At 64.7% G+C, this 25,961-nt stretch carries 24 protein-coding genes; 13 read left to right on the top strand and 11 right to left on the bottom strand.

The features are described 5' to 3' along the window. The first annotated feature begins 58 nt into the window (after positions 1–58). Positions 59–1,597, top strand: a complete 1,539-nt coding sequence (locus GEMMAAP_RS15990) for an alkaline phosphatase D family protein (protein WP_043579385.1) — start codon at positions 59–61, stop codon at positions 1,595–1,597. A 7-nt stretch (positions 1,598–1,604) separates the two neighbouring features. On the opposite strand, the gene GEMMAAP_RS15995 is transcribed toward GEMMAAP_RS15990, so the two are convergent. From GEMMAAP_RS15995 to GEMMAAP_RS16010, 4 genes are read right to left on the bottom strand one after another with little or no spacing between them, the layout of a single operon-like run. Then, on the bottom strand, positions 1,605–3,401 hold the full coding sequence (locus GEMMAAP_RS15995; protein ID WP_026848408.1) for a cation:proton antiporter domain-containing protein: 1,797 nt from the start codon (positions 3,399–3,401) through the stop codon (positions 1,605–1,607). Positions 3,402–3,460: 59 nt separating this feature from the next. After that, positions 3,461–4,474, bottom strand: a complete 1,014-nt coding sequence (locus GEMMAAP_RS16000; protein WP_026848407.1) for a DUF2891 domain-containing protein — start codon at positions 4,472–4,474, stop codon at positions 3,461–3,463. 12 nt (positions 4,475–4,486) lie between these two features. Next, complete coding sequence (locus GEMMAAP_RS16005; protein ID WP_026848406.1) at positions 4,487–5,440, bottom strand: DUF979 domain-containing protein; 954 nt, start codon at positions 5,438–5,440, stop codon at positions 4,487–4,489. Further along, a complete protein-coding gene (locus GEMMAAP_RS16010) occupies positions 5,437–6,138 on the bottom strand; it encodes a DUF969 domain-containing protein (RefSeq protein ID WP_026848405.1) in 702 nt (233 codons plus the stop codon). Before GEMMAAP_RS16010 ends, GEMMAAP_RS16005 begins: the two co-directional genes overlap by 4 nt. Before the next feature lie 80 nt (positions 6,139–6,218). Between GEMMAAP_RS16010 and GEMMAAP_RS16015 the strand changes: the two genes are divergently transcribed. Continuing rightward, positions 6,219–7,166 carry a ChaN family lipoprotein gene (locus GEMMAAP_RS16015; protein WP_082821404.1) on the top strand — a complete coding sequence of 316 codons (948 nt, stop codon included), beginning with the start codon at positions 6,219–6,221 and terminating at the stop codon, positions 7,164–7,166. 24 nt (positions 7,167–7,190) lie between these two features. Here the strand turns inward: GEMMAAP_RS16015 and GEMMAAP_RS16020 are convergent, their stop codons facing one another. Together GEMMAAP_RS16020 and GEMMAAP_RS16025 are read right to left on the bottom strand one after the other, a co-directional pair. Continuing rightward, complete coding sequence (locus tag GEMMAAP_RS16020) at positions 7,191–7,733, bottom strand: hypothetical protein (protein ID WP_026848404.1); 543 nt, start codon at positions 7,731–7,733, stop codon at positions 7,191–7,193. A gap of 43 nt (positions 7,734–7,776) precedes the next feature. Beyond that, positions 7,777–8,490 carry a hypothetical protein gene (locus GEMMAAP_RS16025; protein WP_145979178.1) on the bottom strand — a complete coding sequence of 238 codons (714 nt, stop codon included), beginning with the start codon at positions 8,488–8,490 and terminating at the stop codon, positions 7,777–7,779. Here GEMMAAP_RS16025 and GEMMAAP_RS16030 point away from each other — a divergent pair. Next, entirely contained in the window at positions 8,475–9,341 is an 867-nt protein-coding gene (locus tag GEMMAAP_RS16030; RefSeq protein WP_082821405.1) for an alpha/beta fold hydrolase, read from the top strand. The genes GEMMAAP_RS16025 and GEMMAAP_RS16030 overlap by 16 nt on opposite strands. A gap of 97 nt (positions 9,342–9,438) precedes the next feature. Here GEMMAAP_RS16030 and GEMMAAP_RS16035 read toward each other — a convergent pair whose 3' ends face one another. Beyond that, the gene (locus tag GEMMAAP_RS16035) at positions 9,439–12,678 is read right to left on the bottom strand and encodes a WD40/YVTN/BNR-like repeat-containing protein (protein WP_026848401.1); all 3,240 of its coding nucleotides are present in this window, start codon (positions 12,676–12,678) and stop codon (positions 9,439–9,441) included. 86 nt (positions 12,679–12,764) lie between these two features. On the opposite strand from GEMMAAP_RS16035, the gene GEMMAAP_RS16040 reads away from it, so the two are divergent. The 5 genes from GEMMAAP_RS16040 (at position 12,765) to GEMMAAP_RS16060 (ending at position 16,845) form a co-directional block, all read left to right on the top strand. Further along, positions 12,765–13,823: an NAD(P)-dependent alcohol dehydrogenase gene (locus GEMMAAP_RS16040; RefSeq protein WP_026848400.1), complete on the top strand. Its 1,059-nt coding sequence runs from the start codon at positions 12,765–12,767 to the stop codon at positions 13,821–13,823. Between the two features lie 95 nt (positions 13,824–13,918). Beyond that, positions 13,919–14,569: a GAF domain-containing protein gene (locus GEMMAAP_RS16045; RefSeq protein ID WP_145979179.1), complete on the top strand. Its 651-nt coding sequence runs from the start codon at positions 13,919–13,921 to the stop codon at positions 14,567–14,569. Further along, complete coding sequence (locus GEMMAAP_RS16050; RefSeq protein ID WP_145979180.1) at positions 14,566–14,874, top strand: hypothetical protein; 309 nt, start codon at positions 14,566–14,568, stop codon at positions 14,872–14,874. Before GEMMAAP_RS16045 ends, GEMMAAP_RS16050 begins: the two co-directional genes overlap by 4 nt. A gap of 139 nt (positions 14,875–15,013) precedes the next feature. Continuing rightward, positions 15,014–15,733, top strand: coding sequence for a response regulator (locus GEMMAAP_RS16055; protein ID WP_053333633.1), 720 nt, complete (start codon positions 15,014–15,016; stop codon positions 15,731–15,733). After that, the gene (locus GEMMAAP_RS16060) at positions 15,730–16,845 is read left to right on the top strand and encodes a sensor histidine kinase (protein WP_026848396.1); all 1,116 of its coding nucleotides are present in this window, start codon (positions 15,730–15,732) and stop codon (positions 16,843–16,845) included. The genes GEMMAAP_RS16055 and GEMMAAP_RS16060 overlap by 4 nt, the downstream gene beginning before the upstream one ends. Here the strand turns inward: GEMMAAP_RS16060 and GEMMAAP_RS20655 are convergent. Together GEMMAAP_RS20655 and GEMMAAP_RS16070 are read right to left on the bottom strand one after the other, a co-directional pair. Beyond that, positions 16,838–17,983 (bottom strand): hypothetical protein, encoded by a 1,146-nt coding sequence (locus GEMMAAP_RS20655; RefSeq protein WP_158514895.1) that lies wholly within the window; start codon positions 17,981–17,983, stop codon positions 16,838–16,840. The two genes, GEMMAAP_RS16060 and GEMMAAP_RS20655, sit on opposite strands and share 8 nt — an antisense overlap. Positions 17,984–18,017: 34 nt before the next feature. Next, positions 18,018–19,127 (bottom strand): DUF4956 domain-containing protein, encoded by a 1,110-nt coding sequence (locus tag GEMMAAP_RS16070; protein ID WP_145979181.1) that lies wholly within the window; start codon positions 19,125–19,127, stop codon positions 18,018–18,020. A 117-nt stretch (positions 19,128–19,244) separates the two neighbouring features. Here GEMMAAP_RS16070 and GEMMAAP_RS16075 point away from each other — a divergent pair, with 117 nt between their 5' ends. Next, a complete protein-coding gene (locus GEMMAAP_RS16075; protein WP_082821406.1) occupies positions 19,245–20,858 on the top strand; it encodes an alkaline phosphatase family protein in 1,614 nt (537 codons plus the stop codon). Between the two features lie 26 nt (positions 20,859–20,884). Here the strand turns inward: GEMMAAP_RS16075 and GEMMAAP_RS16080 are convergent, their stop codons facing one another. Beyond that, complete coding sequence (locus tag GEMMAAP_RS16080; protein WP_026848393.1) at positions 20,885–21,244, bottom strand: YciI family protein; 360 nt, start codon at positions 21,242–21,244, stop codon at positions 20,885–20,887. A 15-nt stretch (positions 21,245–21,259) separates the two neighbouring features. Here GEMMAAP_RS16080 and GEMMAAP_RS16085 point away from each other — a divergent pair, with 15 nt between their 5' ends. The 3 genes from GEMMAAP_RS16085 to GEMMAAP_RS16095 all read left to right on the top strand — a co-directional run bounded on the left by GEMMAAP_RS16085 (position 21,260) and on the right by GEMMAAP_RS16095 (position 24,179). Further along, positions 21,260–22,609 carry an RNA polymerase sigma factor gene (locus GEMMAAP_RS16085; protein WP_053333631.1) on the top strand — a complete coding sequence of 450 codons (1,350 nt, stop codon included), beginning with the start codon at positions 21,260–21,262 and terminating at the stop codon, positions 22,607–22,609. A 20-nt stretch (positions 22,610–22,629) separates the two neighbouring features. Next, positions 22,630–23,169: a DUF4334 domain-containing protein gene (locus GEMMAAP_RS16090; RefSeq protein ID WP_026848391.1), complete on the top strand. Its 540-nt coding sequence runs from the start codon at positions 22,630–22,632 to the stop codon at positions 23,167–23,169. Between the two features lie 65 nt (positions 23,170–23,234). After that, the gene (locus GEMMAAP_RS16095) at positions 23,235–24,179 is read left to right on the top strand and encodes an alpha/beta fold hydrolase (RefSeq protein ID WP_026848390.1); all 945 of its coding nucleotides are present in this window, start codon (positions 23,235–23,237) and stop codon (positions 24,177–24,179) included. A gap of 32 nt (positions 24,180–24,211) precedes the next feature. Here the strand turns inward: GEMMAAP_RS16095 and GEMMAAP_RS16100 are convergent, their stop codons facing one another. After that, positions 24,212–25,381: a pyridoxal phosphate-dependent aminotransferase gene (locus tag GEMMAAP_RS16100; RefSeq protein ID WP_026848389.1), complete on the bottom strand. Its 1,170-nt coding sequence runs from the start codon at positions 25,379–25,381 to the stop codon at positions 24,212–24,214. Positions 25,382–25,437: 56 nt separating this feature from the next. Between GEMMAAP_RS16100 and GEMMAAP_RS16105 the strand changes: the two genes are divergently transcribed. After that, complete coding sequence (locus tag GEMMAAP_RS16105; RefSeq protein WP_158514896.1) at positions 25,438–25,893, top strand: DUF3429 domain-containing protein; 456 nt, start codon at positions 25,438–25,440, stop codon at positions 25,891–25,893. Positions 25,894–25,961: the final 68 nt, after the last annotated feature.

A 25,961-nucleotide genomic window follows, 5' to 3' on the forward strand; every position in this document is an offset into this window, starting at 1 on the left:
TTTTGGTTTTCGGCGATTTCGCGGCTCGCGTTTTGGGTCTTGGCGCGTAGGCTACAGCATGGACCGTCGCCTCTTCGTCTCCGATCTCGCGCGCTATGCCGCGCTCTGCGCCGTCGTGCCCAACGTCTGGCGCGTCACGTCACGTCCCCGCTTCGCCGACGACCCGTTTCAGTTGGGCGTCGCGTCTGGTGATCCCACCCCATCGGGTGGGGTACTGTGGACGCGGTTGGCCCCACGTCCGCTGGAACCCGAAGGGGGGATGAACGGGCTGCGCACGACTGTCACCTGGGAACTGGCCGACGACGAGGTGTTCACGAAAATCGTGAAGAAAGGCACCGCGACCGCCGCCCCGGAATTGTCGTACAGCGTGCACGTGAATCTGGAGGGGCTCGCCAGTGACCGGTGGTACTTCTACCGGTTCATGTCGGGGGGGGCCACCAGCAAGATCGGGCGGTTCCGGACCGCGCCCGCCAGCGGGGCCACCACGCCCCTCGCTTTTGCCGTGGCCTCCTGTCAGCACTGGGAGCAGGGGCACTTCACTGCCCTGGGCCATCTCGCGCGCGAAGAGATCGACCTGGTGACGCACCTCGGCGATTACATCTACGAATACGCCGGGAACAGCCGTAACGTGCGCACGCATGTCGGGCTCGAGATACGAACCGTAGACGACTATCGCCGGCGATATGCGCAGTACAAGTCCGATCCGTTGCTGCAGGCGGCACACGAACGGTGCCCGTGGGTGGTGACCTGGGACGACCACGAAGTGGACAACAACTATGCCGGACTGATGGGAGAAAACGGCATGGAGAGCGTGGAGCAGATGCGGCAGCGCCGAGCCGCCGGGTATCAGGCATGGTGGGAGCACCAGCCGGTGCGGGTGCCACGGGTGCAGTCGTGGGCTGATCTGTCCATCACGCGCACGATTGATTGGGGCGCGTTGGCGCGCTTCTGGGTGATGGACACGCGGCAGTTCCGCGACGATCAGGCGTGCAATGATGGTACGCAGGCCATTTGCGATACGGCGCGCGATCCCAAGCGGGGCATGCTCGGTGCAGCGCAGGAGCAGTGGCTGGTGAATGGTCTTGGCGCGTCGCAGGCCAAATGGCAAGTGTTGGCGCAGCAGGTCATGATGGCCCCGTATGATGCGGCGCCTGGCGACGACGTACGCGTGTCGATGGACCAGTGGAGCGGATATCCGGTGGCGCGCGACCGTTTGCTGAACGAAGTGGCGCGTCGTGCCGCCAACCGCACGGTGGTGATTACCGGCGACATTCACACCAATTGGGTGAACGAAATCCGCAGCGACTTTGCGCGTCCGGACCGTCCAGTGGTGGCGGCTGAGTTTGTGGCCACGAGTATTTCTTCAGGGGGCAATGGGAGCGATGTTCCGACGGCGCGCCTCGATGCCATGAAGCGGGAGAACCCGCATCTCAAGTGGTTTGAAAACCGGCGCGGATATATCAAGTGCACGGTCGACACCACCACCTGGAAGGCGGACTATCGCAGTGTGCCGTTCGTGGACAAACCCGATGCGCCTATCGCTACCGCCAGTTCGTGGCGCGTGGAGCACGGGCGGCCGGGGATTGTGGCGGGGTAGCGCCTGATCACGTCCGCGGTGGTGCCTCGTTGGCCAGCATCATGGACGTGAATTCGCGCGTGTGCATGCGTCCACCACCACGTAGCTGCTGAATCACGTCGTCGGCGCGGTCATCGTCGCACCCCGCGGATCGCAGACTGTGGTACGCCATCCCGAACGCCAGTTCGCGTTCACCCATGAGCGCCTTCTCGACGCCGAGCTGCTCAAAGAGCTCCTGCTCGGTATCGGCGTGGGTGCGCACAATGATGTCAATGTGCGCGTTTTTGGCGCGCACCAGCTCAATGATGTGCCGGGCGTGATACGGGTCAGGGGACGCAATCACCAGCAGCTGCGCCGTTTCGGGGTGCGTATGGTCCAGAATGCCGGGGCGTGTCGCGTCGCCGTACACGGCATTCACCCCCAGCATCCGCATGGCGTCCACTACTCGGCGATCCTGATCGATGGCGATGAAGGGCAATCCGGCACGCTGGAATGCTTCCCCGATGGTGCGCCCGACCCGCCCGTAGCCCACAAGAATGGCATGCCTGGACGGGGTAACCGCCCACAGGTCGGTGGTGATCAGACGAGGTGCTTTTTGCCGCTCCAGGCGGTCCAGCAGGGCGGGCTTGCTGGAAAGCCATCCATCAATGCGCCCCACCACCCAGAACAGCGCCGGGTTGAGCACAATCGTGCACAGCGCACCGGCAAGAATGAGACTGCGCCCTTCTTCGGTGAGTACGCCGAGTGACACCCCGAGGGCGGCCAGAATAAAACTGAACTCGCCAATCTGGCCGAGGCTCGCGCCCAACCGTAGCGAGGCGCCCAACGGGTGGCGCAGCAACACCATGAGGACCGTGGAGACGACGGCATTGCCCACGATGATCACCCCAACCGTGGCCGCCACCTTGAGGGGCTGCTGCTGCAGCACCTGCAGATCGATGAGCATGCCCGCCGACACAAAGAAGATGACGGCAAATGCGTCCTGCATGGGGAGCGCGTCGGCCCCCGCGCGGTAGCTGAGGTCGGACTCACTGATCACCACGCCGGCGACAAACGCCCCCAGGGCAAACGACACCCCGAAGAGTGCCGACGCGCCAACCGCCACACCCAGCGACACGGCCAACACGGCGAGCGTGAACAGCTCACGCGATCCCGTGCGTACCACGTGCGTGAGGAGCCACGGCACCGCCCGCCGTCCCACGGCCCCCATGAGCAGAATGAACGCGGCCACTTTCAGGATGGTGACGACGACCACTTTCACCAGACCGCCACTGCCGGCCGCGCCAGATGTCGTACTTCCCACCGCCTCGAGCACGGCTGGTAACAGGACCAGCGCAATGACCACGGCCAGGTCTTCCACGACGAGCCAGCCAACAGCCACGCGCCCGTCCACCGAGTCCAGGAGGCCACGGTCTTCCAGCACGCGCAGCACCACCACGGTGGACGCCACGGAGAGCGACAGCCCAAAGACCACCGCGCCCCCGGGGGCCCAGCCCCACGACAGCGCGAGCCACGCACCAAGTCCGAACGCGACCGGCATCTGCAGCAGCGCGCCGGGGAGCGCGATGTGCCGCACACGCATCAGGTCACCGGGGGAGAAATGCAGTCCCACGCCGAACATGAGCAGAATGACGCCGATTTCTGCGAGCTGTCCGGCGAGGGCGACATCGACGACGAAGCCCGGCGAACTGGGGCCCAGGGCAATGCCCGCCAGCAGGTATCCTACCAGCGGGGGCATGCGCAGTTTGGCCGCGACGAGACCGAAGACGAACGCCACGCCAAAGGCGCCGGCCAGCGTGACGAGAAGAGCGGTCTCAGGATGCATGCCCCAAACTACAGCGCGGCATGGCTGGCCCACACTCCCGCAGCGTGTGGGCGGGCCAGTCAGTCGGCCAGCAATGCCAGCAGGGCAAAGGTGGCCAGCCAGTGTTCACCCATGTAGTCGCCGGCCACATGCGGCAGACTGGCCGCGAGGTGCTGCGTGGCCGCATCGCGCGCTACGGTCTGCCGTGGGTCGCCCGCCGGCAGCGCGTGCGCCAAGGAACGCCAGCACCACGCCCGCGACAGGTTGAGCCCGTCCAGATGGGCGATTTTGCCATCCGTGCGGTCACTCACATGCGCCGGTGTGAACAGTGTGCCCGGTTGCTGTTGCGCCACGCGCGGCAGAAAGGCCGCCAGCCACGCAGCAAACGACTCGGCGTCCAGCACCAGACGCATGCACTCTGCCTCCATCAACGCGGACGAAAGAAAGTCGTCGCCGCCCGGCTCCCACGCCTGGCAATCCGCATCGTTGGCGTACCATCGCAAAGCGGCCTCACGCAGCGCCGCCGCCAGCGGGCGCAGTCCCGCCCCATCGGCGTACTCCAGCGCCAGGCGCACAGCGAACGCGGTATTGAAGTGCGTGCCCACCCGAATGGGATAGGTGGCCTTGGGGAGAAATGTCAGGAAACGATCAACGAAGACATCGGTGAGGGGCTGCAGTACCGCCGCCCAGCGACGACCGTCCTCGTGCTGGTGCCGGTTGAGCTCTGCCTGCAGCATGAGCAACCACGCCCACCCGTACGGCCGCTCAAAGCCGGCGCGCGACGGGTGGGCGGCGTAGGCCACCTCGGTGGCCATGTTGCCGGTGGTGAACTGCTCGTTGAACAGCGCGGCAATGGGCTGCGACGCCATGCCGGGCTCGCGCCGTAACAACGTGGCCAGCACCCAGTACCCGTGCACACAGGAGTGCCAGTCGAAGCTGCCGTAAAACACCGGATGCAGCGCGGCGGGCCCCTGCACGTCGGTGGTGTTCAGCAACACATGATCGAGCTTATTGGGATACTCCCGGCGCACGTGCGACAGGGCGAGCTGGGCAAAGTGCGTGGCAACGGGCGGAGTCAGCGAGTACGACGTCATGACGCACGCACCTCAGCGGGGAAAGGCGAACAGCGACAGCAACACGATGTTGGCCGCCAGGAGGAGCAAGGCCGTTGGCACCTGCGCCTTGATCACGCCGTACCGGTCCCGCAACTCCAGCAGCGCTGCGGGCACGATGTTGAAGTTGGCCGCCATGGGCGTCATGAGGGTACCGCAGAATCCCGAGAGCATGCCGATGGCCGTGACAACCACCACATCGCCACCATACTGCTGCACCACCAATGGCAATCCGATCCCCGCCGTCATGACGGGAAACGCGGCGAAGGCATTCCCCATGATCATGGTGAATAACGCCATGCCAATGGCGTAGGCGGCCACCGCCGCCAAGGGTGAGCCCAGCGGCAGATACGTGGTGGCCAACGTACTCACCACCTTGCCCACGCCCGCCGCTGCAAACACGGCCCCCAGTGCGGCCAGCGACTGGGGCAGCACCGCCGCCCATCCGACGCTGTCCATCAGCCGGCGCGCCTCCACAATGGGCGCGGTCACCGGTGGGCGCAGCATGATCAATCCGGTGAGCAGTCCCAACACCGTAGCCACACCCAACGCGATTTGCGTGACCTGCTTGGGGTCCACCAGCGGCTGACCACCAATGACGATGTCCTTCAGCAGCAGACTGCCCAGGAACGTGGCCAGCGGCACCACCAGCACCGGCACAAACAGCCGGTTGCGATAGCGTAGCGCAGACGCCACCCGATCGGCTGCCGTGACGGTCTCACGCGTCCCCTGCCCCAATCCAGTTGCCGCCGTCCCCACCATGACCAGCACCAGTACCCCATTGGTCAGATCGCTGAGGTATGACCCGGTAAAAAACAGCAGCGCATAGACACCCCAAAACAGCGTGTTGCGCCAGCGGCGCGGGTTGCTGTCGTCGCGGGCATTCACCATCGCAATACCGCCGGTGAGCAGCCCCATAAGGACATAAATGGCTTCGAGGCGGATCATGTGCGTGCCCCCGTGTCACGCTCATCGGCCGCCGCGCTCACATCGGCGGCAATGCGTCGGTCGAGCAACAGCAGCCGCGCGCCATGAATGACGAACGCCACGATCGCCGTCGGGATGGCCCACCGGGCCAGCTGCAATGGCTCCACCGTGATGCCATTCTGCTCCAGAAAGCCGCGAATGAGCAGAATGGAGCCAATGGCCACAAACACATCTTCGCCAAAGAACATGCCCACGTTATCCGCACCCGCGGCCATGGCCTTGATACGCTCGCGGGTGTGCTCCGGCACCGCGCCGTGCGTGTTCTCGGCCGCTCCTTCGGCCATGGGCGCGACCAGCGGACGCACCATCTGCGCGTGCCCACCCAATGAGACGAGTCCCAGTGCCGACGTGGCCTGTCGCAGCGCGAGGTATACCAGCAGCACACGCCCGGCCGTGGCCGCGCGAATGTGGCTGATGACCTCGCGCGAGCGCTCTTTGAGCCCGGAGCGTTCCGCCAGTCCAATGACCGGCAAGGCGAGCCACACAATGGCGATGTAGCGGCTCTCCACAAACGCCTTGCCAAAGGCGGCAATGACGTCAGGCAACGATTGGCCACTGGCGAGCCCCGTGGCGAGGCCGGCCAGCGTCACCACGAGCAGCGCATTCAACCGCAGCGCGAAGCCCACGATGACAATGAGAATTCCTATCAGGGGAAGCATGGCGACACGTTACCGCCGATCAGGCTAAATTTCGAGATACTGCCCAACAGGCCTTTGTCCCGCTCCCCCGGAACACCCGCATGTCGCTTCGTCATTCCAGGACGTTGGTCCTCGCTGCCCTCTCGCTGTTCACCACAGCTTGTCTGCCGGGTGGCAAGCGGGCGTACACGCCGTCCATGAACGCGACGCCGGCGCTGCGCATCTACGACACGAAGGCCAATCAGTTCATCACCTTCCCGCAGTTCGCGTCGGCCATTGCGTCGCGTGATCTGGTCTTCTTCGGCGAACAGCACAACGATCCCGCCACGCACTCGGCCGAACATGCCGTGCTGGCGGCGCTGGGCGAACGACGCAGCAACGTGGTGGTGACGCTGGAAATGTTCGAGCGCGACGTGCAGCCGCTGCTCGATCAGTACCTGGCTGGCACCATCTCCGAAGAGAACTTTCTCGCCGGCGCGCGCCCCTGGGACAAGTACGCCACGGATTACCGCCCCATGGTGGAGCTCGCCCGCGTGCGCGGATGGCCGGTCATTGCCGCCAACGTGCCGCGCCGTCTGGCCAGTGCGGTAAGCCGCCGTGGACTGGCCGTGCTCGATACCATGAATGCCCGCGACCGCGCATACATGGCCCGCGAGCATTCATGCCCCAAGGACAGCTACTACGCGAAGTTCGCGGAAACCATGAAGGGGCACGGCGCGGGCGGTGGACCACCCACGGCTGCGGATCAGGCGGCCATGCTGCAGATGACCGATCGTTTTTACGAGGCGCAGTGCGCCAAGGACGAAGCCATGGGAGAAGCCATTGCGGACGCCTTCAAGCGTTCTCCCAAGGGCACCGTGATCTTTCAGGTGGATGGCGCCTTTCACAGCGACAACGGCCTGGGCACGGTGGAGCGCGCCCTGCGGCGCGTGCCAAATGCCACCAGTGTGGTGCTCACGGCCATTCCGGTGGCCGACCTCTCGAAGGCCAAGGGCGAAGAACACCGCGACAAGGGTGATTTCGTGCTCTTCACCCGCGCCCCCAAGTAAGGGGGCGTGGCGGCCCGGGGATGGCTATTCCCCGCTGCTGTCGGTGTAGCCGCGCTCCAGCAGGAACGCACGCACCTTGTCCGGATTGCGCTCCACTTCCAATGACCCAGGGCGCAGCCCCGTGCGGATGAGCATGCCGCGCCCTACGCTCGACGCCACCACGAAGGCGTCGGTAGTGATGCATACCACCTCGGCGGTTTCCGACAGCTGCCCCGGGTGCCCGGAAAACACCATCGCCGAGTTCTCGGAGATCCCCTCGGCCTTCATGCTGCCGTGGGGCTCGCTCCAACTCATGCCGGTGAAGAGCACGATATCGTTGTTACCGTCAATGAAGTCTTCCACGGGCACGCCGAGGATACCGGGGTTGGGCTCCAGTTCAGCGCGAACACGATACGCGTCGAAGAGTCCCTCTACATCGGCCGTATCCAGCCCCACTCGAACCGCCTGCCCATCGCGCAGAACGACGGTGATTTCATGTTCAGCGATGGCCATGCCTCGCCAGGCACCCCGCAGCTTGCGGAGTGCTTCAATGCTGTCGTCCGTGGCCTGAAATCGGTATTCGCGCACAAGTCGTCCCGGTAAAGTTCAGGACGAAATCTAGTGCGCGCGTCTAGTGCAGCTTGTGCACCGGAACCCCCAGATACGTGGACGCTGCCTCCAGATGCGTATGCTTGGGCACAAACGACAGTGGCCCCACCTGCGCGTGTGGACCGGAGGTGACCCCGATGCCGAGCACACTGCCCACCCCAATCACCGTCCCTTTGCCCAGCTGGACCCGTTTGGTTTTCAGCCGTCCGTGTTCCACGACGTGCCCGGAGAGGTGAACGTCGGACCCGATCACCACCTCGTCGTCGAAATCGAGGAGATTGTGGTCCATGAGGGACAGACTGTTCACCCACACCAGCCGACCAAGCCGGGCGCCATTGAGGCGCATGTAAAGGTTCCAGAAGGTCGTGGAGCGGAAAGCCGGACCCGCAAACACCCGCACGACGTGTATTGTCATGCTGTAGCGGCCCCAGTTGAGCACGGGCCAGCTGAATTCGTTCAGCGGCAGGTCCAGGTTGTCGGCGGTGCGCCACCCCAGAACCCTGGTGGCCAGCGCCGAGTATAGCATGAAGGAGACCGCGAAAAACAGGTAAGCGGGGATGGCCAGCGCGGAGGCCAGCAGGATCCGCGCGGTGTCGGAAGGCACGTGCGCCGCCACCGCATGCCAGGCCAGCAGCACCGGATAGAATGCTGCCGCGAAAAGCACCGTTTCCAGCAGCACCACTGAAGAGGCGGCCCACGTAAAGCGGACCGAACGTCGCCATGAGGTCGTTGCCATTGTCAGTCGCATCCTCCACCGCTGCGGAGTCACCGTTCCCGCGTTCCACGCCGGAACTGGCCGATCCTGCCCGACTGCACGTGCAGGGACAGGGTCCACCATTAATCTACGTGCCCGGTCTCGACGGCACCGGATTGTTGTTCTATCGGCAGGCGCGTCTGCTGTCGCACCGCTTTCGTGTCATTACCTACCGCCTGCGCGATGAGGCGCCTGATATGGACACGCTGGTGCGAGATATTGTATCGCACCTGGCCCGCGCCGTGCCCGACCACGCGCCCGCGGTGGTGGTGGGCGAGTCCTTTGGTGGCGCGCTGGCCACCAACTTTGCGCTGGCGCATCCCGACAAGGTGGAGCGCCTCGTCATTCTCAATTCGTTCTCGCGGATTACCCCGGCGTTCAAGCTCCCGGTCGCCGTGGCCGGGCTGTCGATGGTGCCGTGGAGCACCATGCAGTTCGTGCGGCGATACACGGCCGCCCGGCTGCACTCGAAACACACGCACGCCGAGGAGATTCAGAAGTTTCTGCTGCTGACCTCCGCGACAACCAAGCACGGGTATCTCAATCGGCTCCGCATTCTGATGCAGCACGATCTCCGTCACCGATTACACGCACTGCGAGTGCCCACGCTGTATCTGGCGGCCGACGAAGATCATCTCATTCCCTCGGTCCGCGAGGCACGGCTCATGTCTTCGCTGGCCCCGTACGCCTCCATGCAGATCCTGGCGGGGCATGGGCATGGCTGTTTCCTGGCGCCGGACCTCGACCTCAATAGCATTCTGCACGCGTGGGAGGCGAGGCTTCCACTGGGGGGTGCCTCGACTTCCGAACGGCTCGCGTGCGACGAGCACTGAAGCCGCAGCCACGCACGCGAGAGGCCGAGGGTACAAACGGAGAACGCGGGTGCCGGCGATCGTCTGCTGGCACCCGCGCGCTCATCGGTCGTTCGTGTTACTTGCCTTCGTCGTTCTCAAAACCGAACGGGTTGACTCCGCCCACGCCGCCCATGTTTTCAATGCGCAGCGTCTGCTTCTGAATGGTGTTGCCGATCTGCAGCACGATGCCGTAGTCGCCAGTGGTCGCGACACTGCCACCACCACCGAAGCCACCAAAGCCGCGCCCCTGCGCCGGCACCGGGAGGCCGATCAGTTCAAAGACCTTCCGAACGGCCGGATTGCTCGCGGCGCCCTGCATTTGGGCCGCCCGCTGCTGTAACTCAGCCACGTTCTGTCCACCGGCGGCAGCTGCCGCCGCCGGACGCGGCGTGGCTTCGGCCGGACGGGCGCAGAACGGATCCCACTGCGTAAGCGGACGCTCACAGGGGCCCTGCGCCCCACGTCCACCGCCGCCGCCACGGAAGTTGAAGCCACCGGCGGGCGGATTGAGCAGCTGCTTGGCGAGGGCCAGTGCAGTGCTGTCGTACTTGGCCTTGGCCAGCGAGTCGAGTACGAGCGGCATGCGCACGGCGCGCAGAATGCTGTCGCGCTTTTCGCTGGGCGAGAGCGGCGCACGCGGCGCCGGACGGCCCGTCACGGAGAAATTCCACGTGACCGTGTGCACACCCACTGAACCCGGGCCGGCGATGCTGGAGATCGTATCGCCCACCGCGTTGAGGATGCTGATGCGCGCCGGGGAACCCGCCTGCGTGATGCGGTAGCTGATGTTCGCACCGTAGGCCGGGTTGGGCGTGGCAAAGAAGCCCTGCGCATTCCCGTTGCCCGACCCACCACGCAGTGGCTCTTCGCCCCATTGGAACGCGGTCTTGGGCTGGAACAGATGCACTGGCTTGGCGGCCACCGTCTTGGTGATCTGCTGCAGCGGCGCCACGTCCACAATCCAGAATCCACGGCCGTGCGTGGCGGCAATGAGCTCGCGATCACGCGGATGAATCTGCAGATCGTACACCGGCACGCTGGGCAGGCCGGCCGCAAACTTCGTCCACGTCGCGCCACGATCCACCGAGGCATACACACTGAGCGACGAGCCCACGTACAGCACATCGGCGTTGGTCGGATCTTCGCGCACCACGTGCAGGAAGTCGGCGTTGCCGTCGGCCGGGAGGTTGTTCACGATGCTCGTGAACGACTTGCCACCATCCTTCGACATGAACAGGTACGGTTTGAAGTCACCGTTGCGGTGATTTTCGAACGCCACATACACCACGTTCTCGTCGAACTTCGACGCTTCAATCCGCGTGACATACACTTCGCCGTTGTTGGGCAACCCCGTAATGCGCGGGGCCAGGTTTTCCCACGTGGCGCCATCGTTGCTGCTCTTCCACACGTTGCCATCATCAGTGCCGGCGTACAGCAGCCCCGGCTTGGCCGGGCTTTCCTCGAGCGCCACCACCGTGCCGTACGTTTCGGCGCCCGTGGCGTCGAGCGTAATGCCGCCGGTAAGACGCAGCGCCGTATCCAGCTTGGCGGTAAGCCCCTTCGCAAGATCCGGCGAAATGATCTGGAGCTCTTCGCCGCGCTTGTTGGACTTGAGCACGCGGTTGCCGCCGAAGTACACCACCGACGGATTGTGCGGCGACAGGAAGAACGGGGAGTTCCAGTTGAAGCGCAACGCGAGATCGGTCGAGTCCTTGGCCTGCAGCTTGCGAAGTGCAGTAATGGCCGTCATCTGCGCCTTGGTGGCCGCCTTGAGCGGATCACCACGCACAATGGCAATGGAGTCTTCCCACTGCTTGTACTTGGCCTGCCACGACGGCTTCTGGAAGGCGTAGCGCTCACCCGTCTTGAGGTTGAGGCGCGACACGTTTCCGGCCTGCGATTCGCCGTACACGATGTTCGGATCGGTGGGATCCATGGCGGCGTAGAAGCCGTCACCACCGGAGATGGTGTACCAGTAGCCGAGGCTCGTCTGGTTCACCCGGCGCTTGGAGGGGCCACACCAGGTGCCGTTGTCTTGCGCGCCTCCGCAGATGTTGTACGGCACGGCCATGTCGAAGGCCACTTCGTAGAACTGCGCGATGGGCAGGTTCTGCGCTTGATTGAAATTGCCGCCCGCGTCGAACGTGATGGCAATACCACCGTCGTTGGCAAGGAACCAGCGCTGCGGATCGTTGGGATCAATCCAGATGCCGTGGTCGTCCACGTGCACGTTCTGCGCCGCGTTGCGCGACGTCTTGCCGCCGTCTTCCGACAGCTGCAGTTCGGTGCTCGAGAAGTACACGCGGTCCGGGTTCTTCGGATCGCTGCGCACCTGCGAGTAGTAGAACGGACGCACGTTGATGTTGTTCATCTGCGTCCAGGTGGCACCGCCGTCGGTGCTCTTCCAGAGTCCGTTGTTCTTCGGGCTCCGCTCGCCGACAATCGGGCCGGTGCTGTTCGCCGCGGCTTCGATCATCATGTACATCACATCGGGGTTGGCGAGGTTGATGTCGAGGCTCATGCGCCCCTTGTACCCGGCCGGAAAGCCACCGCCCTTCACCTCGGTCCACGTTTCACCGGCGTCGGTGCTCTTGAAAAGCCCCGAACCCGGGCCACCGCTGAACAGCGAATACGGCGTACGACGACGCTCCCAGCTGGTGGCGAAGAGCACATTGGGATTCTTGGGATGAATGGCGACATCCACGAAGCCCGCCTTGTCGCTGATGAACTTCACCAACTTCCAGCTCTGTCCGCCGTCGGTGGTCTTGTAGAGGCCACGATCGGGGTTGGAGCGCCACGCGGCGCCCAGCGCGGCCACAAACACCACGTCGGGATTGGTGGGGTGTACCACAATGCGCCCAATGTGCTCGGTCTTTTCGAGCCCCATAGGCTTCCAGCTGAGCCCGCCATCGGTGCTCTTGAAAATGCCACCGCCGGGCTCGATGGAATTGCGGGAGTTCGGCTCACCGGTCCCCGCCCACACCTGCTGCGTATCGCTCGGGGCAATGGCCAGCATGCCCATGGAGATGATGCGCTTGTCGTCGAAGGTGGGGCGCCAGGTGATGCCGTTGTTGGTGCTCTTCCAGATACCGCCGCCGGCGGCCGCCACAAAGACCGTCTTGGACGGACTCGGGATGCCGACCACGTCGGACAGGCGGCCCATGAAATTGGCCGGGCCAACCGTGCGCCAGCGCATGCCGGCCACCGTGGCGGAGTCGAGCGCCTGGGCACTGAGCGATGAGGTCAGCAGCGTACTCTGCAGCACGAGCCCGCCGGTCACCGCGGCCAGGCGCGGGATGATACGAGAAAGGGACATGGAGGGGATGAAAGGGAAACGTGTGGTAAACGTTACGCTGTCTACGTATGGAAAACGTGCGACACTGCCTCCACGTTTAGAAGACCATGATTTCAACTTTCGGAATTGCCGCGCATGACGCGGCCAGCCCGCTCGCCCCGTGGCGCTTTGAGCGCCGCGACGTAGGCGCGCACGACGTACACATTCAGATTCTCTTCTGTGGAATCTGCCACTCCGACCTTCACACGGTGCGCGGCGAGTGGGGACCGTGCCCGTATCCGCAGGTGCCGGGCCACGAAATTGTGGGCCGCGTGGTGTCCGTGGGCGCCGACGTGACGTCCTGGAAAGCTGGGGACCTTGTTGGCGTAGGGTGCATGGTGGACAGCTGCCAGCACTGCCAGCCCTGCGCCGACGGCCTTGAGCAGTACTGCGACAACGGCATGACCGGCACCTACGGCGGGACGGAAAAGGAAACCGGCCGCCCCACGCAAGGCGGCTATTCCACCGGCATCGTGGTGAACGAGAAGTTCGTCCTGCGGGTCCCGGCGAACCTCGATCTGGCCGGTGTGGCCCCCCTGCTCTGCGCCGGCATCACCACCTGGTCGCCGCTCCGGCAGTGGAAGGCCGGTCCGGGCTCACGGGTGGGCGTGGTAGGCATTGGTGGCCTTGGCCACATGGCGGTGAAGCTCGCAGCCGCCCTTGGTGCACACGTGGTTGTCCTCACCACCTCGCCTTCCAAGGCCGAGGACGCCCGCCGGCTGGGGGCGCACGAGGTCGTGGTGTCCCGCGATGCCGCCGCAATGAAAGCGCTGCGCAATTCGCTCGACCTGATCATCGATACCGTGGGTACGCCCCACGACATCGACGCCGAGATGCAGTTGCTGCGTCTGGACGGCACGCTGGTGTTGCTCGGCGGCTCTCCCCAGCCTCACCCGGCCCCGGGGGCCTTCACGTTCATCATGAAGCGTCGGCGGCTGGCCGGCTCACTCATTGGCGGCATTGCCGAAACGCAGGAAATGCTGGACTTCTGCGGACAGCATGGCATCACCGCCGACATTGAGCTCATCAAGGCCGACGCCGTAAACGAGGCGTATGAGCGCATGCTCAAATCGGATGTGAAGTACCGGTTTGTCATCGACCTGGCCACTCTGGCTGAGCCGGTTTAGGGCTCCTCAGGGTCGGTCCCACACGGTGAGCGCGGCCGGTTCCTCATGGGGAGCCGGCCGCGTTGGACTTTGGTCCCTGTGCCAATCGCTACGGTTTGCCCCCTGATTTGCCGATATCCTTCCCAGACAGGATTTCCGCCGACGGAGACGGGCAGACGTTCATGGATGATATCGAGCTGATGGACTTGTTCCCCCAATTTGCGGCCGAGGAAACCCGGACGGGCCCGAACGACGCCCAGGTGACCGAGGTATTGCAGGATCGGGAACGGTTGCGGGAAATTGCTGCCCTGCGGCTCACCGAGCCGGATGTGCAGCACATATTGCGCGATGTCTGCGCGGAGGCGTCCAAGGCCTTGGGCGTGCCCATGGGGATGGTCACCGTGGTCCTTGATGACGCGCAGTTGTTTGCGGGCCAGCACGGATTGAGCGGGTGGCTACAGGAGGCGGGCGGAACACCGGCCGAGTGGGCCTTCTGCCGGTACACCGTGGCTTCCAAGGCGCCGTTCATCGTGAACGATGCCGCGACGCATCCGCTCGTACAGGATAGCCCGCTGTTCACCCAGGATGGACTGCGCTGCTATGCGGGGATCCCGCTGGTGACCTCGCGAGGCCATGCCATCGGCTCCTTCTGCGTTGCCGGGACAACACCCCGGGAGTTTTCCGAAATGGAGATCCAGAAACTGCAGCGCTATGCATCAGAGACGATGCGGCGCCTGGAAACCCGTCGCGTGGAGCTCCAGCCGTGACGCCGAGCCTCCCGGGTTACCACTTCGAAGCCCCCTCGGCGAACATGATTCTCCGGTCGCTGACACGCTATGTGGACGATGATGAGGTGGACGCTTTGTGGCGTCAGGCCTGCCATCAGGCCGGATTTGACGTGCATCGGCTGCCGCATTCGACCGACGAACTGCTCCCGGTCGTGGACGCGCTGGAACAACTGAGTGATCTCGCGGCCGTGTGTGCCAAGGGGCTCCGGATCCGCATCATGTCCTATGCCGTGCTGGCCCGGGCGGGCAAAGGGATCACCGCTACCCCCACCGTTGGTGTCTGAAGGGTCCCCCCGAGCCGCCGTCACCGATTTGTTATCGGGCGCCCTGTGGAATTAGGATTGTCAAGGGTTGCGAGCGCTTGATCGTTCGCGACCGGGGGCCCAGAGCCCGCCCATCCCTTGTCACGATCCACGCAGCGACATGGCGCTCCAACTCGGTGAGTGGGTCGATCCGGAACGCATCCTCATCGTGGAGGATGACGACGCGTTGCGTGAAACGCTGGCGCACACGCTCGCGAGTGTGTGCCGTGAAGTTCGTACAGCGGCAACACTCGCCGACGCGTTTCACGAGGCCATCCACTCCCCTCCGGAACTCATCGTCCTTGATCTCGGGCTTCCCGATGGAGATGGAACAGAGCTCGTCACGCGACTGCGTGAAGCGACGGATGTGCCCATCATCGTGTTGAGCGGGCGGGATACCGAAGAGGCCAAAGTGGCGCTGCTGGATGCCGGCGCCGATGATTTCCTCATCAAACCGTGCGGCGGCGCGGAACTGCTGGCGCGTGTGCGCGGACAGTTGCGCCGCTCGGTCACGTCGCAGGCCGCGCGCTCCTGGTCCCACATCGAGGTGGATGGCGTGGAGATTGATCTGGTCGCGCAGCGCGTAGTGCGCGACGGACAGCCACAGCGCCTGACACCCACCGAATGGGCTCTGCTGCGGGCGTTGGTGCTGCAGGCGGGGCGCGCCATCTCGCCCAAGCAATTGTGGGACATCGTCTGGGATCGGGAATTTGGCGACTACTCGACCCATGTGCGGGTGCACATCACGCACCTACGTCGGAAGATTGAACCCAACCCACAGGTGCCGCGCCTCATCATCACCGAACCGGGTGTGGGCTACCGCTTCAACGGGCCGCAGTGACGCTGCGCACGGCAGGGGTCTGGCTCATGTGGCTGGGGCTCTACGGGCTCACCACGCTATTGCTCTATTCCATTTCGGCGCTGCCCGACATTCGCGTCTCCCACGGGGTGCTCGGCTATCTGGTCTTGATCATTGCGGCCAGCCGGCACGGCGGGCGAGCCCTGTCGCTGGCCATGGTCGCGCTGGGCTATCTGTCGGTGGATTGGTTGTTCGTACCGCCACGTTTCAGTTTTGGCCACGCCAGAGAGATGGACTGGATTGTCCTGATTGCCTTTCTGGCCACCGGATGGCTGGTGTCGGAGCTGTTCGCCAAACAGCGTGAAAGCACCCGCATTGCCGAAGAGCGCACCGCGGAAGTGGAGCGACTGAGTCGCGAACGACTGGCGCTGGAGCGGGAAGCCTCCATGGCGCAGGTGCTGGGGGAAGCCAATCGCCTCAAGAACGCCCTGCTCAACTCCATCGCGCATGACCTGCGCTCCCCGGTGTCCACGCTGTCGCTGCTGGCCGATCCCGCGTCCGGATTTACCAGTCAGTTGGCGTTGCAGCGGATCGGTGAGGAAGCGGGGCGGCTGGGGGAATTCATTGGCATGCTGCAGCGATTCGCCAACGAGGGTGGCGCCGTGCTCGCGGCCGATGCGTACGCGGTGGATCGATTGGTGCAGACGGCTGTGCGCTCCTCGGAGGCCATGCTGGTCGGCCGCACGGTGCGTCTTCCCGGCGGTGAGGCCGGCGCGACCGTCACCTGCGACTTTACCCTCTCTCTGCAGGTCATCGGCAATCTGCTGCAGAATGCCGCACGGTATTCCCCAACGACGGAAGCCATTGACCTCTTCGTGCAGGCCTCAGCCGACGTGGTGGATGTGGTGGTAGCCGACCGTGGCCCCGGTCTGTCGACCGAAGAGTTGCAACGCCTGTTCACGCCCATGCGCCGTCGTCAGCGCGACGGCCACGGCGTGTTGGCGGATTCGCGTATGGGCATGGGGCTCACCATTGCGCGCACGTTTGCGCGCGCGCAAGGCGGTGAGGTGTTGCATCGCCCGCGTGACGGCGGGGGCTCGGAGTTTGTGTTGCGGCTGCCCCGCACGCTGCCGGGTGCCGCTGTCTCTATTTGAGGCAATCGTTCAGGAGCGCCTTCTTGGCCGACTCGGGAGTTCTGATGTCCTTGTAGAACTCCTCGAAGTACGACAGCGTCCCCTTGACCGTGCCGGGCGCGATGAGCTTGCCAATGGTGTCCGCATACAGCGCTTCAATGGCCGGTCGCTTGGCCTTGAAGATCTCGTACACGGCCGGATAGGCTGCTTCATGCGCGCACCAGCCGCGAAAAAGCCGCGTGCGCACACTGCGAATGGGGAGCGACGGATCAGTGCCGGCGTAGTGCGCGTTGATGACACCGGAAAAATCGAAGTCGTAGCCCACCGGCGCGTACGTCCCGTTGGCCAGCATGACGATCTCCCCGTTGTGCAGGCCGTTGAACGAGACGTCGGTATTGGCGATGAAGTACAGAAACGTGTAGGCCATGGCGGTGTGCGCCGGGTCCACATCGTCGGCTGTCGCTCCTTTGCGGTCGAGGATTTTGCCACCCACGCGTTCGGCCATCTGGGCCGGATCTTCAATGAGGAAGCCGTAGCGGGTGGTTTCCACGGTGCCGGTGGCACTGTCGGCGTAGGCGATCCGCAGGATACGCACTTTGTGCGACAGTTCCGTGAGTTGGCGATAGACGCGATACAGCTGCGCTTCCTGCAGGTTGTACTGCTCGTACTGCGCCGTGTTGCGGCAGTAGCCGACCAGCTTGGGTTCCTCGAGGTTGGCAAACTCGGTACCATCGGCGGTCTTGCCGCCGAACTTGAGTCGCAGCGGCGGAAAGTCGCAGTGCTTGAGCCGCCAGACGCCGCGGGTCTTGGCGCGAATGGGGACGGAGACCTTCTTGCCCGATGAATCGGTGTAGCTGATGGATGCCGTGCGCCATGGGGCATCCTGCTGCTTGTCCCGCTTGATCTGCTTCATGTTCAGCGTGAGCGTCACATCGAAGGGAAGCTCACTGCGAAACAGGCGGGGATTCGGCGCTTTCTTGGCCACCGCGTCCCCGGCCGAATCCAGCTTGGGCGTTTTGGGCGTCTTGGGAGCTTTCTCCGCCTTGTCCTTCTTTTCTTTGGCGGCTTGCGCCGGCAGCATGGTGGGCGTGGCGACCGGGAGCAACACAGCCGACAGTGTCGCCCACAACAGGGGCATCAGGACGCGACGAGCAGACACGACAGACATGGGCAGAGGCCTCGTTCCGGCAGAATCAGTCAATTTCGGCAGACGTAAGCTGTGACGCACCAGCGGCACGGACCAGCGACAGCAGTTCATCCGGTCCGGATTTCTTGCGCAACTGTACACGATACTCGAGGACGGTCAGTTCATCACCCACCTGCATCCCCCCAAAGCGCCAGGTCTTGGTGAACTCCGAAAGGCGAGGCTCGAGGACCCGCCGGAGACCGTTGGCATTGGAGGTGGTCAATCGCAGCGTACGCTCTTCCACCACCACCGGCATTTCGGTGGTCATGTTGTTGGCTTTCGCACGGCGCCAGGCCCGATCGGCCAGCCCCTCCAGCTGCTCCGTGGTCATGTTCTTGAGCACCTCATCATCCATGCGCGCCACAAAGGTGCCGGTGCGCGACATCTGCTTGGCGCGGGCCAACTTGCGCTCCGCCAGACGCCCATCGAGCTCCATGGGTGCGCTGCCAAAGTCGGTGTACCACAGCGCGAGCGCGAGCACGTTGAATCCCATCGACAATACGGCCGCCACCGGCAGGTTCACTGCCGACGACAGCCCAATGGCGGTGGCGAGAAACACATAGACGGCGTCCTTGGAATCATCGAGCGAATTGCGGAATCGCACCGCCGCTACAATGCCAGCCAGTGAGAAGGCCAGTGCCAGCGAGTATTTCACCAGCAACACGATGCCCGCAACGACGGTGGGGAGCACCACCAGCAGCTGCACGACCGACTGCTGATACCCGCGCTTGGCGCGCGTGAGCAGATAGATCCAGGCCACCGGCAGCGACAGCAGGGCCGCCGCCGCCATGGCGACCCCCACGGTGAGCGCCAGCGTGGCTTCGTCGAGTCCCGAAGTGGGCGCCGCGTTCGCGAGGTCTCGGAACGAGGTCGCCGTGGGTGCCGTCTCGGCGCCCAGCCCCATGAGCGCCTCCAGCGACGGTGGCAGCCAGCGAGCCCCGCGCAGCACCAGCAGCGCCGTGCCACCCACCAGTACGGTGTAGTAGACCAGACAACGCAGGATGACGCGGGTAGCCGGTGTATTGCGCCAGCTGCCCACGCTCATGACCACACGCTCCACGAGTGACGCATCAGTTCCATGTTCGAGAAGGCGGCGTGAGCCATTCGACCGGCTCACGGGTACGACGGGGAAGGAAGCGCTGGCGCCCCTTCCCCGGCTCCTCGCCGACGGGCGGCAAGGGGGAATCGCGTCCAGTATCGTGCGTCACAGGCGTTCGCGCCATACATTCGGCCCATGAAGCGTTCCATACCTTGGGTGCCCGTGGCACTCACACTGGCCTGCATGGCGGGCGCCGCAGCTCCTTCCGAGGCTTCCACTGCGACGCGGGCCCGTCCCGCCGTGGCGCCTCGGCCGCAACCGCCACAGCGTCCGTCGCTGGTGGTCCTGATCACGATCGATCAGTTCCGGGCCGATTACGTGGACCGCTACGGGGCACAGCTGACCGGCGGCATTGCCCGTTTGGCGCGCGGTGGAGCCCGCTTCTCGGCCGCGCACCACGATCACGCCATAACGGAAACGGCCCCCGGCCACGCCACGCTACTCTCCGGGCGCTTTCCGCGCAGTACCGGCATCATGATGAACGCCATTGGCGTGGACGATGAGGCCGCCCCGCTGGTCGCGGGTGGGTATGGCTCCGGCGCGTCTCCCACCCGCTTTCGTGGGACCACGCTGGTGGACTGGATGACCGCGGCCGACAAGCGCGCGAAGACGCTCTCCGTGTCCATGAAGGATCGCGGCGCCATTTTGCCCGTGGGGCGCGCGAAAACTGACGTGTACTGGTACTCCATCGACGGCCGATTTCTCACCAGTACGTATTACCGCAAGGATCTCCCGTCGTGGGTCGCCCAGTTCAACGACCGCCAGATGGTGGCAGGGTTCGCGGGCAAGGCGTGGAATCTGCTGCTCCCCGACAGTGCGTACACCGAAAAGGACAGTGTCCCCATTGAAATGGCTGGACGCAACGTCACCTTCCCGCACGTCCTCACTGAGGACGTGATGGACGCGGGGGCCAATATCCGCATCACGCCGTTCATGGACGACATGGTGCTGGCCTTCGCGCTGCACGGACTCCAATCCCTCAAGCTCGGTACGGGTCCGCAGACGGATCTGCTCGCGGTATCGCTGTCGGCCACCGATGTCATTGGCCACAACTACGGCCCCGATTCGCGCGAAATGCACGATCAGGTGCTGCGCGTGGATCGCGCCGTGGGCACGTTCCTCGATTCTCTCTACAAGCTGCGCGATTCGTCGGCGATCACCGTGGTGCTCACCTCCGACCACGGCGTGGGCACCATTCCCGAATTGGCGCCGCCCGGCATGCAGCCCCCCCCGCGTCGGGTGTCTTTGGCCTCCATCGTGCCGGCGCTGCGCGACAAGCTACGCGCCCTCAAGGTGGATACCTTCGCCATTGAGACCGATGTGAACATCGTGCTCGCGGATCGGCGGGCGTTCCGCAAGCAAGCCGATCTCGACAGCGCCATGGCGTTTCTGCTGGACCAGATCCGTGCGGTCCCCGGCGTGGCTCGGGTAGACCGCTTTCAGGCGTTGCTGGCCGATACGGCCACCGACGTGATTGCACGTCGGTGGGCGCATCAGTTCCCCGCCACCGTCAATGTGGAAGCGGTCATTACGCTCGACCCGCTCTCCACCTGGGGCGGCAACATCGCGTCGCACGGGTCCCCCCGTGACTACGACTCCCACGTACCGTTGCTCTTTGCGGGCTTCGGGGTCACCCCCGGCGTGCGCTCCCAGTTTGTGCGCACGGTGGACATTGCCCCCACCCTGGCGCAGCTGCTGGGAGTCAAAGTGCTCGAACCCGTGGACGGCGTCGCGCTCCCCATCCGCTAACGCCGCCCCGTCGCGGGCGCCGCGTCTCAGGCGCCGCCCGTGACCTCGATTTCCCGCACCGCAATGTGCCCACTGGAGTCGGCATGTGGGCACGACCGGGCAATGGCCACGGCTTCGTCATAGTCGGCGGCGTCGATCAGGAAGTAGCCGGACACGATTTCGCGCAGTTCGGCGTACGGGCCATCGCGCACCACCAGCGCGCCGCCTTCTCGGCGCACGATTTTCCCGCCTTCGTCGCGCAATTTCTCCCCGCCACGCAGCTTCCCCTGCGCGCCCAGCTCTTGCGCCCAAGCCGAATAGCGGGCCACGATTGCCTGCAGCTCGGCGGGCGACAGTTCGGCGTAGTCGCTGGGATTGTCAGACAACAGCAGCATGAACATGGACATGAAAACTCTCCGGTTGTGACCGTGGATTCGGAAGCACCGCGTACCGGCGCGTCCTGGTATCCAGGTGACGCAGGGTTGGCCACGGAATCGACATCCGCCGTGGCCGAGGCGTCCAGCGTGATGACATTGCTGACCGATCCGCAGGGATTCCGGAGTGCGGCGGCGGCGCTGACCGCCGTGCTGCTGCGAAAGTACGGCACCGGACAGTGGGACACCGTAGAAGATGCGGTGCAGGACGCCTTTGTGGCGGCGGCCCGTACGTGGCCGGTCTCCGGGGCCCCAACCGTACCACTGGCCTGGCTAACCCGGGTAGCTCACCGCCGCTACCTCGATCGCCTCCGGGCAGGGCGACGGCTGGTGGCAGACGATGGGCAGGCCGACCAGGTCGCGTCTCCGGAACCGGATGACACCGCGAACGAGACCCCGCTGGGGGACGACCAGCTCCGGCTCCTGTTTATGTGCTGCCATCCCGCACTCTCGGCGGACTCACGCGTCGCGCTGACCCTCAAGTGCGTGGCGCAGTTGAGCGTTCCGGAAATTGCGCGCTTGCTGCGTGCGGAGGAGTCGGCCGTGGCCCAACGGCTCGTGCGCGCCAAGCGCACCCTACGCGACGCGCGGGCGTCGTTCGTGGTCCCCAGCGCTGCCGAGGTCCCGATCCGTTTGGACGATGTGCTGACGGTGTGCTACGCGCTCTTTGCCGAGGGGCACCTGGCCACCGGTGGAGATCTGCTGGTGCGTGGGGACCTGTGTCAGGAAGCGCTGCGACTGGTGACGATCCTGACCCAGTGGCCGGAGACGGCGCAGCCGCACACGCACGCGCTGCTCGCGCTGCTCTGTTTTACCGCCGCGCGACTGCCGGCCCGCGCCGATGGTGACGACGTGGTATCGTTGCGGGAGCAAGATCGGTCGCGCTGGGACGCACGGCTCATTGCTCGTGGCGTGCGGGCGCTCGATGCCTCGGCCAGCGGCGCGCAATTCACGCGCTATCATGCGGAGGCGGAAATCGCCGCCGCGCACTCGCTGTCGCGTTCGTGGACCGACACCCCGTGGGCCGTCATTGTGGCGGCGTACGACAGACTGCTTACTATCGCCCCCTCTCCAATGGCCCGTCTGTCCCGACTCGTGGCGCTCGCCGAATGTGGTGAGGTGGCGCAGGCGCTGGACGCGCTGGAGGCCGACGCCACGATGTTTGCCCACTGGCCGGAGTGGCATGCCGTGCATGGGACGCTGCGCGCGCGAGCGGGGGAGTACCACCGAGCCGTAGACGCATTCAATGCCGCACTGGCCTTGCCCGCATCGGTTCCGGTGCGGCGCTACTGGACACGCCAGCGTGAGGCGGCATTGGCCGCGGGGGCGCGCGGATGAATCCACGGGAGGAATGGCTGATGCAGGCCACGACGCGTGGCACGTCCACTGCCGACGCGCTGGCGCGTTTTGACGAACTGCCGCCTGTTGCCTGTGCGGAGCTGTACGGGCATTGGCGCGGACGCGGTCTGCCAACCGGTCATTTCATGGATGGCCTGCTCGAGTCGTATGCGTGGCACGGCAAGAGTTTTGTTTCCGACGAAGAGGTGCATCCGCTGGTGTTTCTCCGCGGTGGTGCGCGAGTGTCGGTGGATCCGTGGCGTATCCCCCTCGGCCTTGCCCGCTGGCCCTGGCTGTCGCAGAGCACGGTGGCCGGCTGGCTATTCCGCCTTGGACTGCCGCTGCTGACCACACGAGCGCCGCGCGCCCGCCTGCGGGCCATGATTGTGCGCGGTGTGGTTACCGCAACCATGGTGTACGATCACTTGCCCATCATGGACAGCTTTCGGCGCGTAGACGATCGCACGTTGCTGGGGCTCATGGATATGCGTGACGCGCCGCCGTTCTTTTTTGTGCTGGAGTTCGAGGGCGTGGTCGACGCCGCTGCGGGGGCGGCATAGCCACTCATCGGTATAAGCAACCTGTTCGCGCTTGAACGCGCAGCACCCACGTGGCACATTGCCGCATGCGCCTCGCGAAATGGTTGACCGTTGGCTTCATGCTGACCGTGCTGTTGCTGCTCGGCTACTCGGCCGTTGCGGCCCCCGACAGGACGGTGGCCGAATTGGCCCCCCGCTGGGCACCGCCGCCGTCGGTGTTCCGCCCGGTTGACGGGCTGCAGGTGCACCTGCGCGACGAAGGCCTCCAGGCCGATAGCGTGCCCGTTCTGCTGCTGCATGGCACGTCGTCGAGTCTGCATACGTGGGAGGGATGGTCGGGCACGCTGCGAGGAACCCGAAGGGTCATTTCGGTAGACCTCCCCGGATTCGGGCTGACCGGCCCCGACCCGCGCGATGACTATCGTATGGTGCGCTACACCCGCTTCGTGACGGCGCTGCTCGATTCCCTGCAGGTCGCGCGGGTAGATATCGCGGGCAATTCGCTGGGGGGAGAGATTGCCTGGAACGTGGCGGCGCGACACCCGGAGCGAGTGCGGAAGCTGGTGCTGGTGGATCCTGCCGGCTTTGCCTTCACGTCCGCCTCGGTACCGATTGGCTTTCGGCTGGCCCGCACACCGTCGCTCTCGTGGCTGTTCACCCGCATTCTCCCGCGCAGCGTGGTGGAGTCGAGCGTGAAGGATGTGTACGGCAATCCGGCGCTGGTCTCCGACGCGATGGTGACGCGGTACTACGAACTCGCGCTGCGTGCCGGCAACCGGGCCGCCGTGCAGGCGCGCTTTGCCCAATCCGCGCCGGGCGCTGATACCGCCCTGATTGCCCGCATTACGGCGCCCACGCTCATGTTGTGGGGGGGGCGAGACAAGCTCATTCCACCATCGGAGGCCGCACGCTTTCAGCGGCTGTTGCCCATGGCTCAACTGGTCATGTATCCCGAACTTGGCCACGTACCACAGGAAGAAGACCCGCGGCGCACCGTGACCGATGTGCTGGGGTTTCTGGCGGAGCGCTGAGCGTTCAGCGCCCCGCCCTCTCCGTGCAGCAGTTAGCGCCCGGCGTTCGCCCGAACGGTGAGTAAGCCCAACCGCTCTCCAGCGGCGCGCAGTGTTTCTTCACGCTTGGCGAAGTGGAAGCGAATGAGATGCTTGACCGGTTCACGGAAGAAGCTGGAGCCGGGGACGCCAGCCACGCCCACCTCCTTGATGAGCCATTCACTGGCCTTGGTGTCGTCGGCAAAGCCCAGCGCGCTGATATCCACCATCACGTAGTACGCGCCCTGCGGCTCGGTAAATGGCAACCTGGTTGAGCGCAGAATATCCAGAAAGAGTTCGCGCTTGGCGGTGTAGAGCTGCGTCAGTCCTTCGTAGTACGAGGACGGGAGCTCCAGCGCGCCTACCGCCGCTTCCATGAGCGGGGCAGCGGCACCCACGGTAAGAAAATCATGAACCTTCTTGGCCTGGTTGATCACTCCGGCCGGCGCGTGCACGTAGCCCAGGCGCCATCCCGTAATGGAGTATGTTTTGGACAGCGAGTTGCAGGTGATCGTGCGCTCAAAGGCGCCGGGGAGCGTATTGAAGTACACATGCTCGTGCGGCGCGTAAATGATATGCTCGTAGGGCTCATCGGTAATCACCCACGTGTCGTACTGCTCGGCGTACTTGAGAATGGTGAGCAGTTCGTCGCGCGTGAAGACCTTCCCGCTGGGATTGGACGGATTGCAGATGACGATCGCTTTGGGCTGCTGCGCGAAGGCCTTGGCCAGATCGTCTTCGTCAAAGCCGAAGCCCGGCGGATGCAGCGGCACATAAATGGGCTCGGCGCCGGACAGGATGGCATCGGCCGCATAGTTCTCGTAGAACGGTGAGAAGACGATGACCTTGTCGCCTGGATTGCAGGCCGTCATCATGGCCACCATCATCGCTTCGGTGCTGCCGCACGTCACGACGAGGTGCTGGTCGGGATCGACATCCAGCTTCGTGAAGTGGCTGATCTTTTTGGCCAGCGCCTGACGGAAGCGTGGTGCTCCCCAGGTGACGGCGTACTGATGAAACGGTCCGCGAGTCGCTCGCTCCAGCCCTTCCAGCAGGACCTCCGGCGGGTCGAAGTCGGGGAAGCCCTGCGAGAGATTGATGGCACCATGCTGATTCGCGAGCCGAGTGGTGCCGCGAATGACGGATTCCGTAAAGACGGACAGGCGTGTGGCTGTGGATGGCATGGGCGAGAGACTACCGCCCGATTCCGACTCGCGCCATATCGTGGCACTATTTCCGTATGCCCAATTCTCCGTCCCCGATGCCCTCCCGTGCGCTCTGGCTGATCTGCCTCTCCGGGCTGATCCCGTTTCTCGTCTGCCTCGCACTGGTATACGGCAGGGGTGAGTACGCCGAAGCGGCCAAGGTGGTGTTCCTCATGTACACCGGGCTCACCCTCAGCTTTCTGGGTGGCGCGCGGTGGGGAGCGGAACTCGTGCGAGCGCCGGACACCCCCAGCTTGCCACGGCTCATCCTTTCGGCCATGCCATCCATCGTCGGCCTGATGGCCATGGTGCCACAGGTCCCTCTGCTGGCCGGCTACGGCATGGTGGTCGCGTCGAGCGTGCTGCAGCTCGCCTGGGACCGGTCGGCCTCGCAGAGCGGGCTCCTGCCGTCGTGGAACGGGCGCATACGCACGGTCATGAGCGTTCTGGGATTACTGTGCACGATGGCAATGATCCCGGCACTGCTTTGAACTGCAGTGAACTGCTGGAAAAGCGTCATGGGTTATGGGTTATCGGGTCACCGAGTAACTGCGGAACT

It is taken from the genome of Gemmatimonas phototrophica, from assembly GCF_000695095.2.
GTDB classification, from domain to species: Bacteria; Gemmatimonadota; Gemmatimonadetes; order Gemmatimonadales; family Gemmatimonadaceae; genus Gemmatimonas; species Gemmatimonas phototrophica.

What these genes read in the sequence shown, in the direction of transcription:
- GEMMAAP_RS16000 (WP_026848407.1), bottom strand. Translation starts at nt 4,474, where the DNA reads ATGACGTCGTACTCGCTGACTCCGCCCGTTGCCACGCACTTTGCCCAG.
- GEMMAAP_RS16055 (WP_053333633.1), top strand. Translation starts at nt 15,014, where the DNA reads ATGGCGCTCCAACTCGGTGAGTGGGTCGATCCGGAACGCATCCTCATC.
- GEMMAAP_RS16015 (WP_082821404.1), top strand. Translation starts at nt 6,219, where the DNA reads ATGTCGCTTCGTCATTCCAGGACGTTGGTCCTCGCTGCCCTCTCGCTG.
- GEMMAAP_RS16030 (WP_082821405.1), top strand. Translation starts at nt 8,475, where the DNA reads ATGAGGTCGTTGCCATTGTCAGTCGCATCCTCCACCGCTGCGGAGTCA.
- GEMMAAP_RS16010 (WP_026848405.1), bottom strand. Translation starts at nt 6,138, where the DNA reads ATGCTTCCCCTGATAGGAATTCTCATTGTCATCGTGGGCTTCGCGCTG.
- GEMMAAP_RS16105 (WP_158514896.1), top strand. Translation starts at nt 25,438, where the DNA reads ATGCCCAATTCTCCGTCCCCGATGCCCTCCCGTGCGCTCTGGCTGATC.
- GEMMAAP_RS16040 (WP_026848400.1), top strand. Translation starts at nt 12,765, where the DNA reads ATGATTTCAACTTTCGGAATTGCCGCGCATGACGCGGCCAGCCCGCTC.
- GEMMAAP_RS16035 (WP_026848401.1), bottom strand. Translation starts at nt 12,678, where the DNA reads ATGTCCCTTTCTCGTATCATCCCGCGCCTGGCCGCGGTGACCGGCGGG.
- GEMMAAP_RS15995 (WP_026848408.1), bottom strand. Translation starts at nt 3,401, where the DNA reads ATGCATCCTGAGACCGCTCTTCTCGTCACGCTGGCCGGCGCCTTTGGC.
- GEMMAAP_RS16005 (WP_026848406.1), bottom strand. Translation starts at nt 5,440, where the DNA reads ATGATCCGCCTCGAAGCCATTTATGTCCTTATGGGGCTGCTCACCGGC.
- GEMMAAP_RS16025 (WP_145979178.1), bottom strand. Translation starts at nt 8,490, where the DNA reads ATGGCAACGACCTCATGGCGACGTTCGGTCCGCTTTACGTGGGCCGCC.
- GEMMAAP_RS16080 (WP_026848393.1), bottom strand. Translation starts at nt 21,244, where the DNA reads ATGTCCATGTTCATGCTGCTGTTGTCTGACAATCCCAGCGACTACGCC.
- GEMMAAP_RS16095 (WP_026848390.1), top strand. Translation starts at nt 23,235, where the DNA reads ATGCGCCTCGCGAAATGGTTGACCGTTGGCTTCATGCTGACCGTGCTG.
- GEMMAAP_RS15990 (WP_043579385.1), top strand. Translation starts at nt 59, where the DNA reads ATGGACCGTCGCCTCTTCGTCTCCGATCTCGCGCGCTATGCCGCGCTC.
- GEMMAAP_RS16090 (WP_026848391.1), top strand. Translation starts at nt 22,630, where the DNA reads ATGCAGGCCACGACGCGTGGCACGTCCACTGCCGACGCGCTGGCGCGT.
- GEMMAAP_RS16100 (WP_026848389.1), bottom strand. Translation starts at nt 25,381, where the DNA reads ATGCCATCCACAGCCACACGCCTGTCCGTCTTTACGGAATCCGTCATT.
- GEMMAAP_RS16075 (WP_082821406.1), top strand. Translation starts at nt 19,245, where the DNA reads ATGAAGCGTTCCATACCTTGGGTGCCCGTGGCACTCACACTGGCCTGC.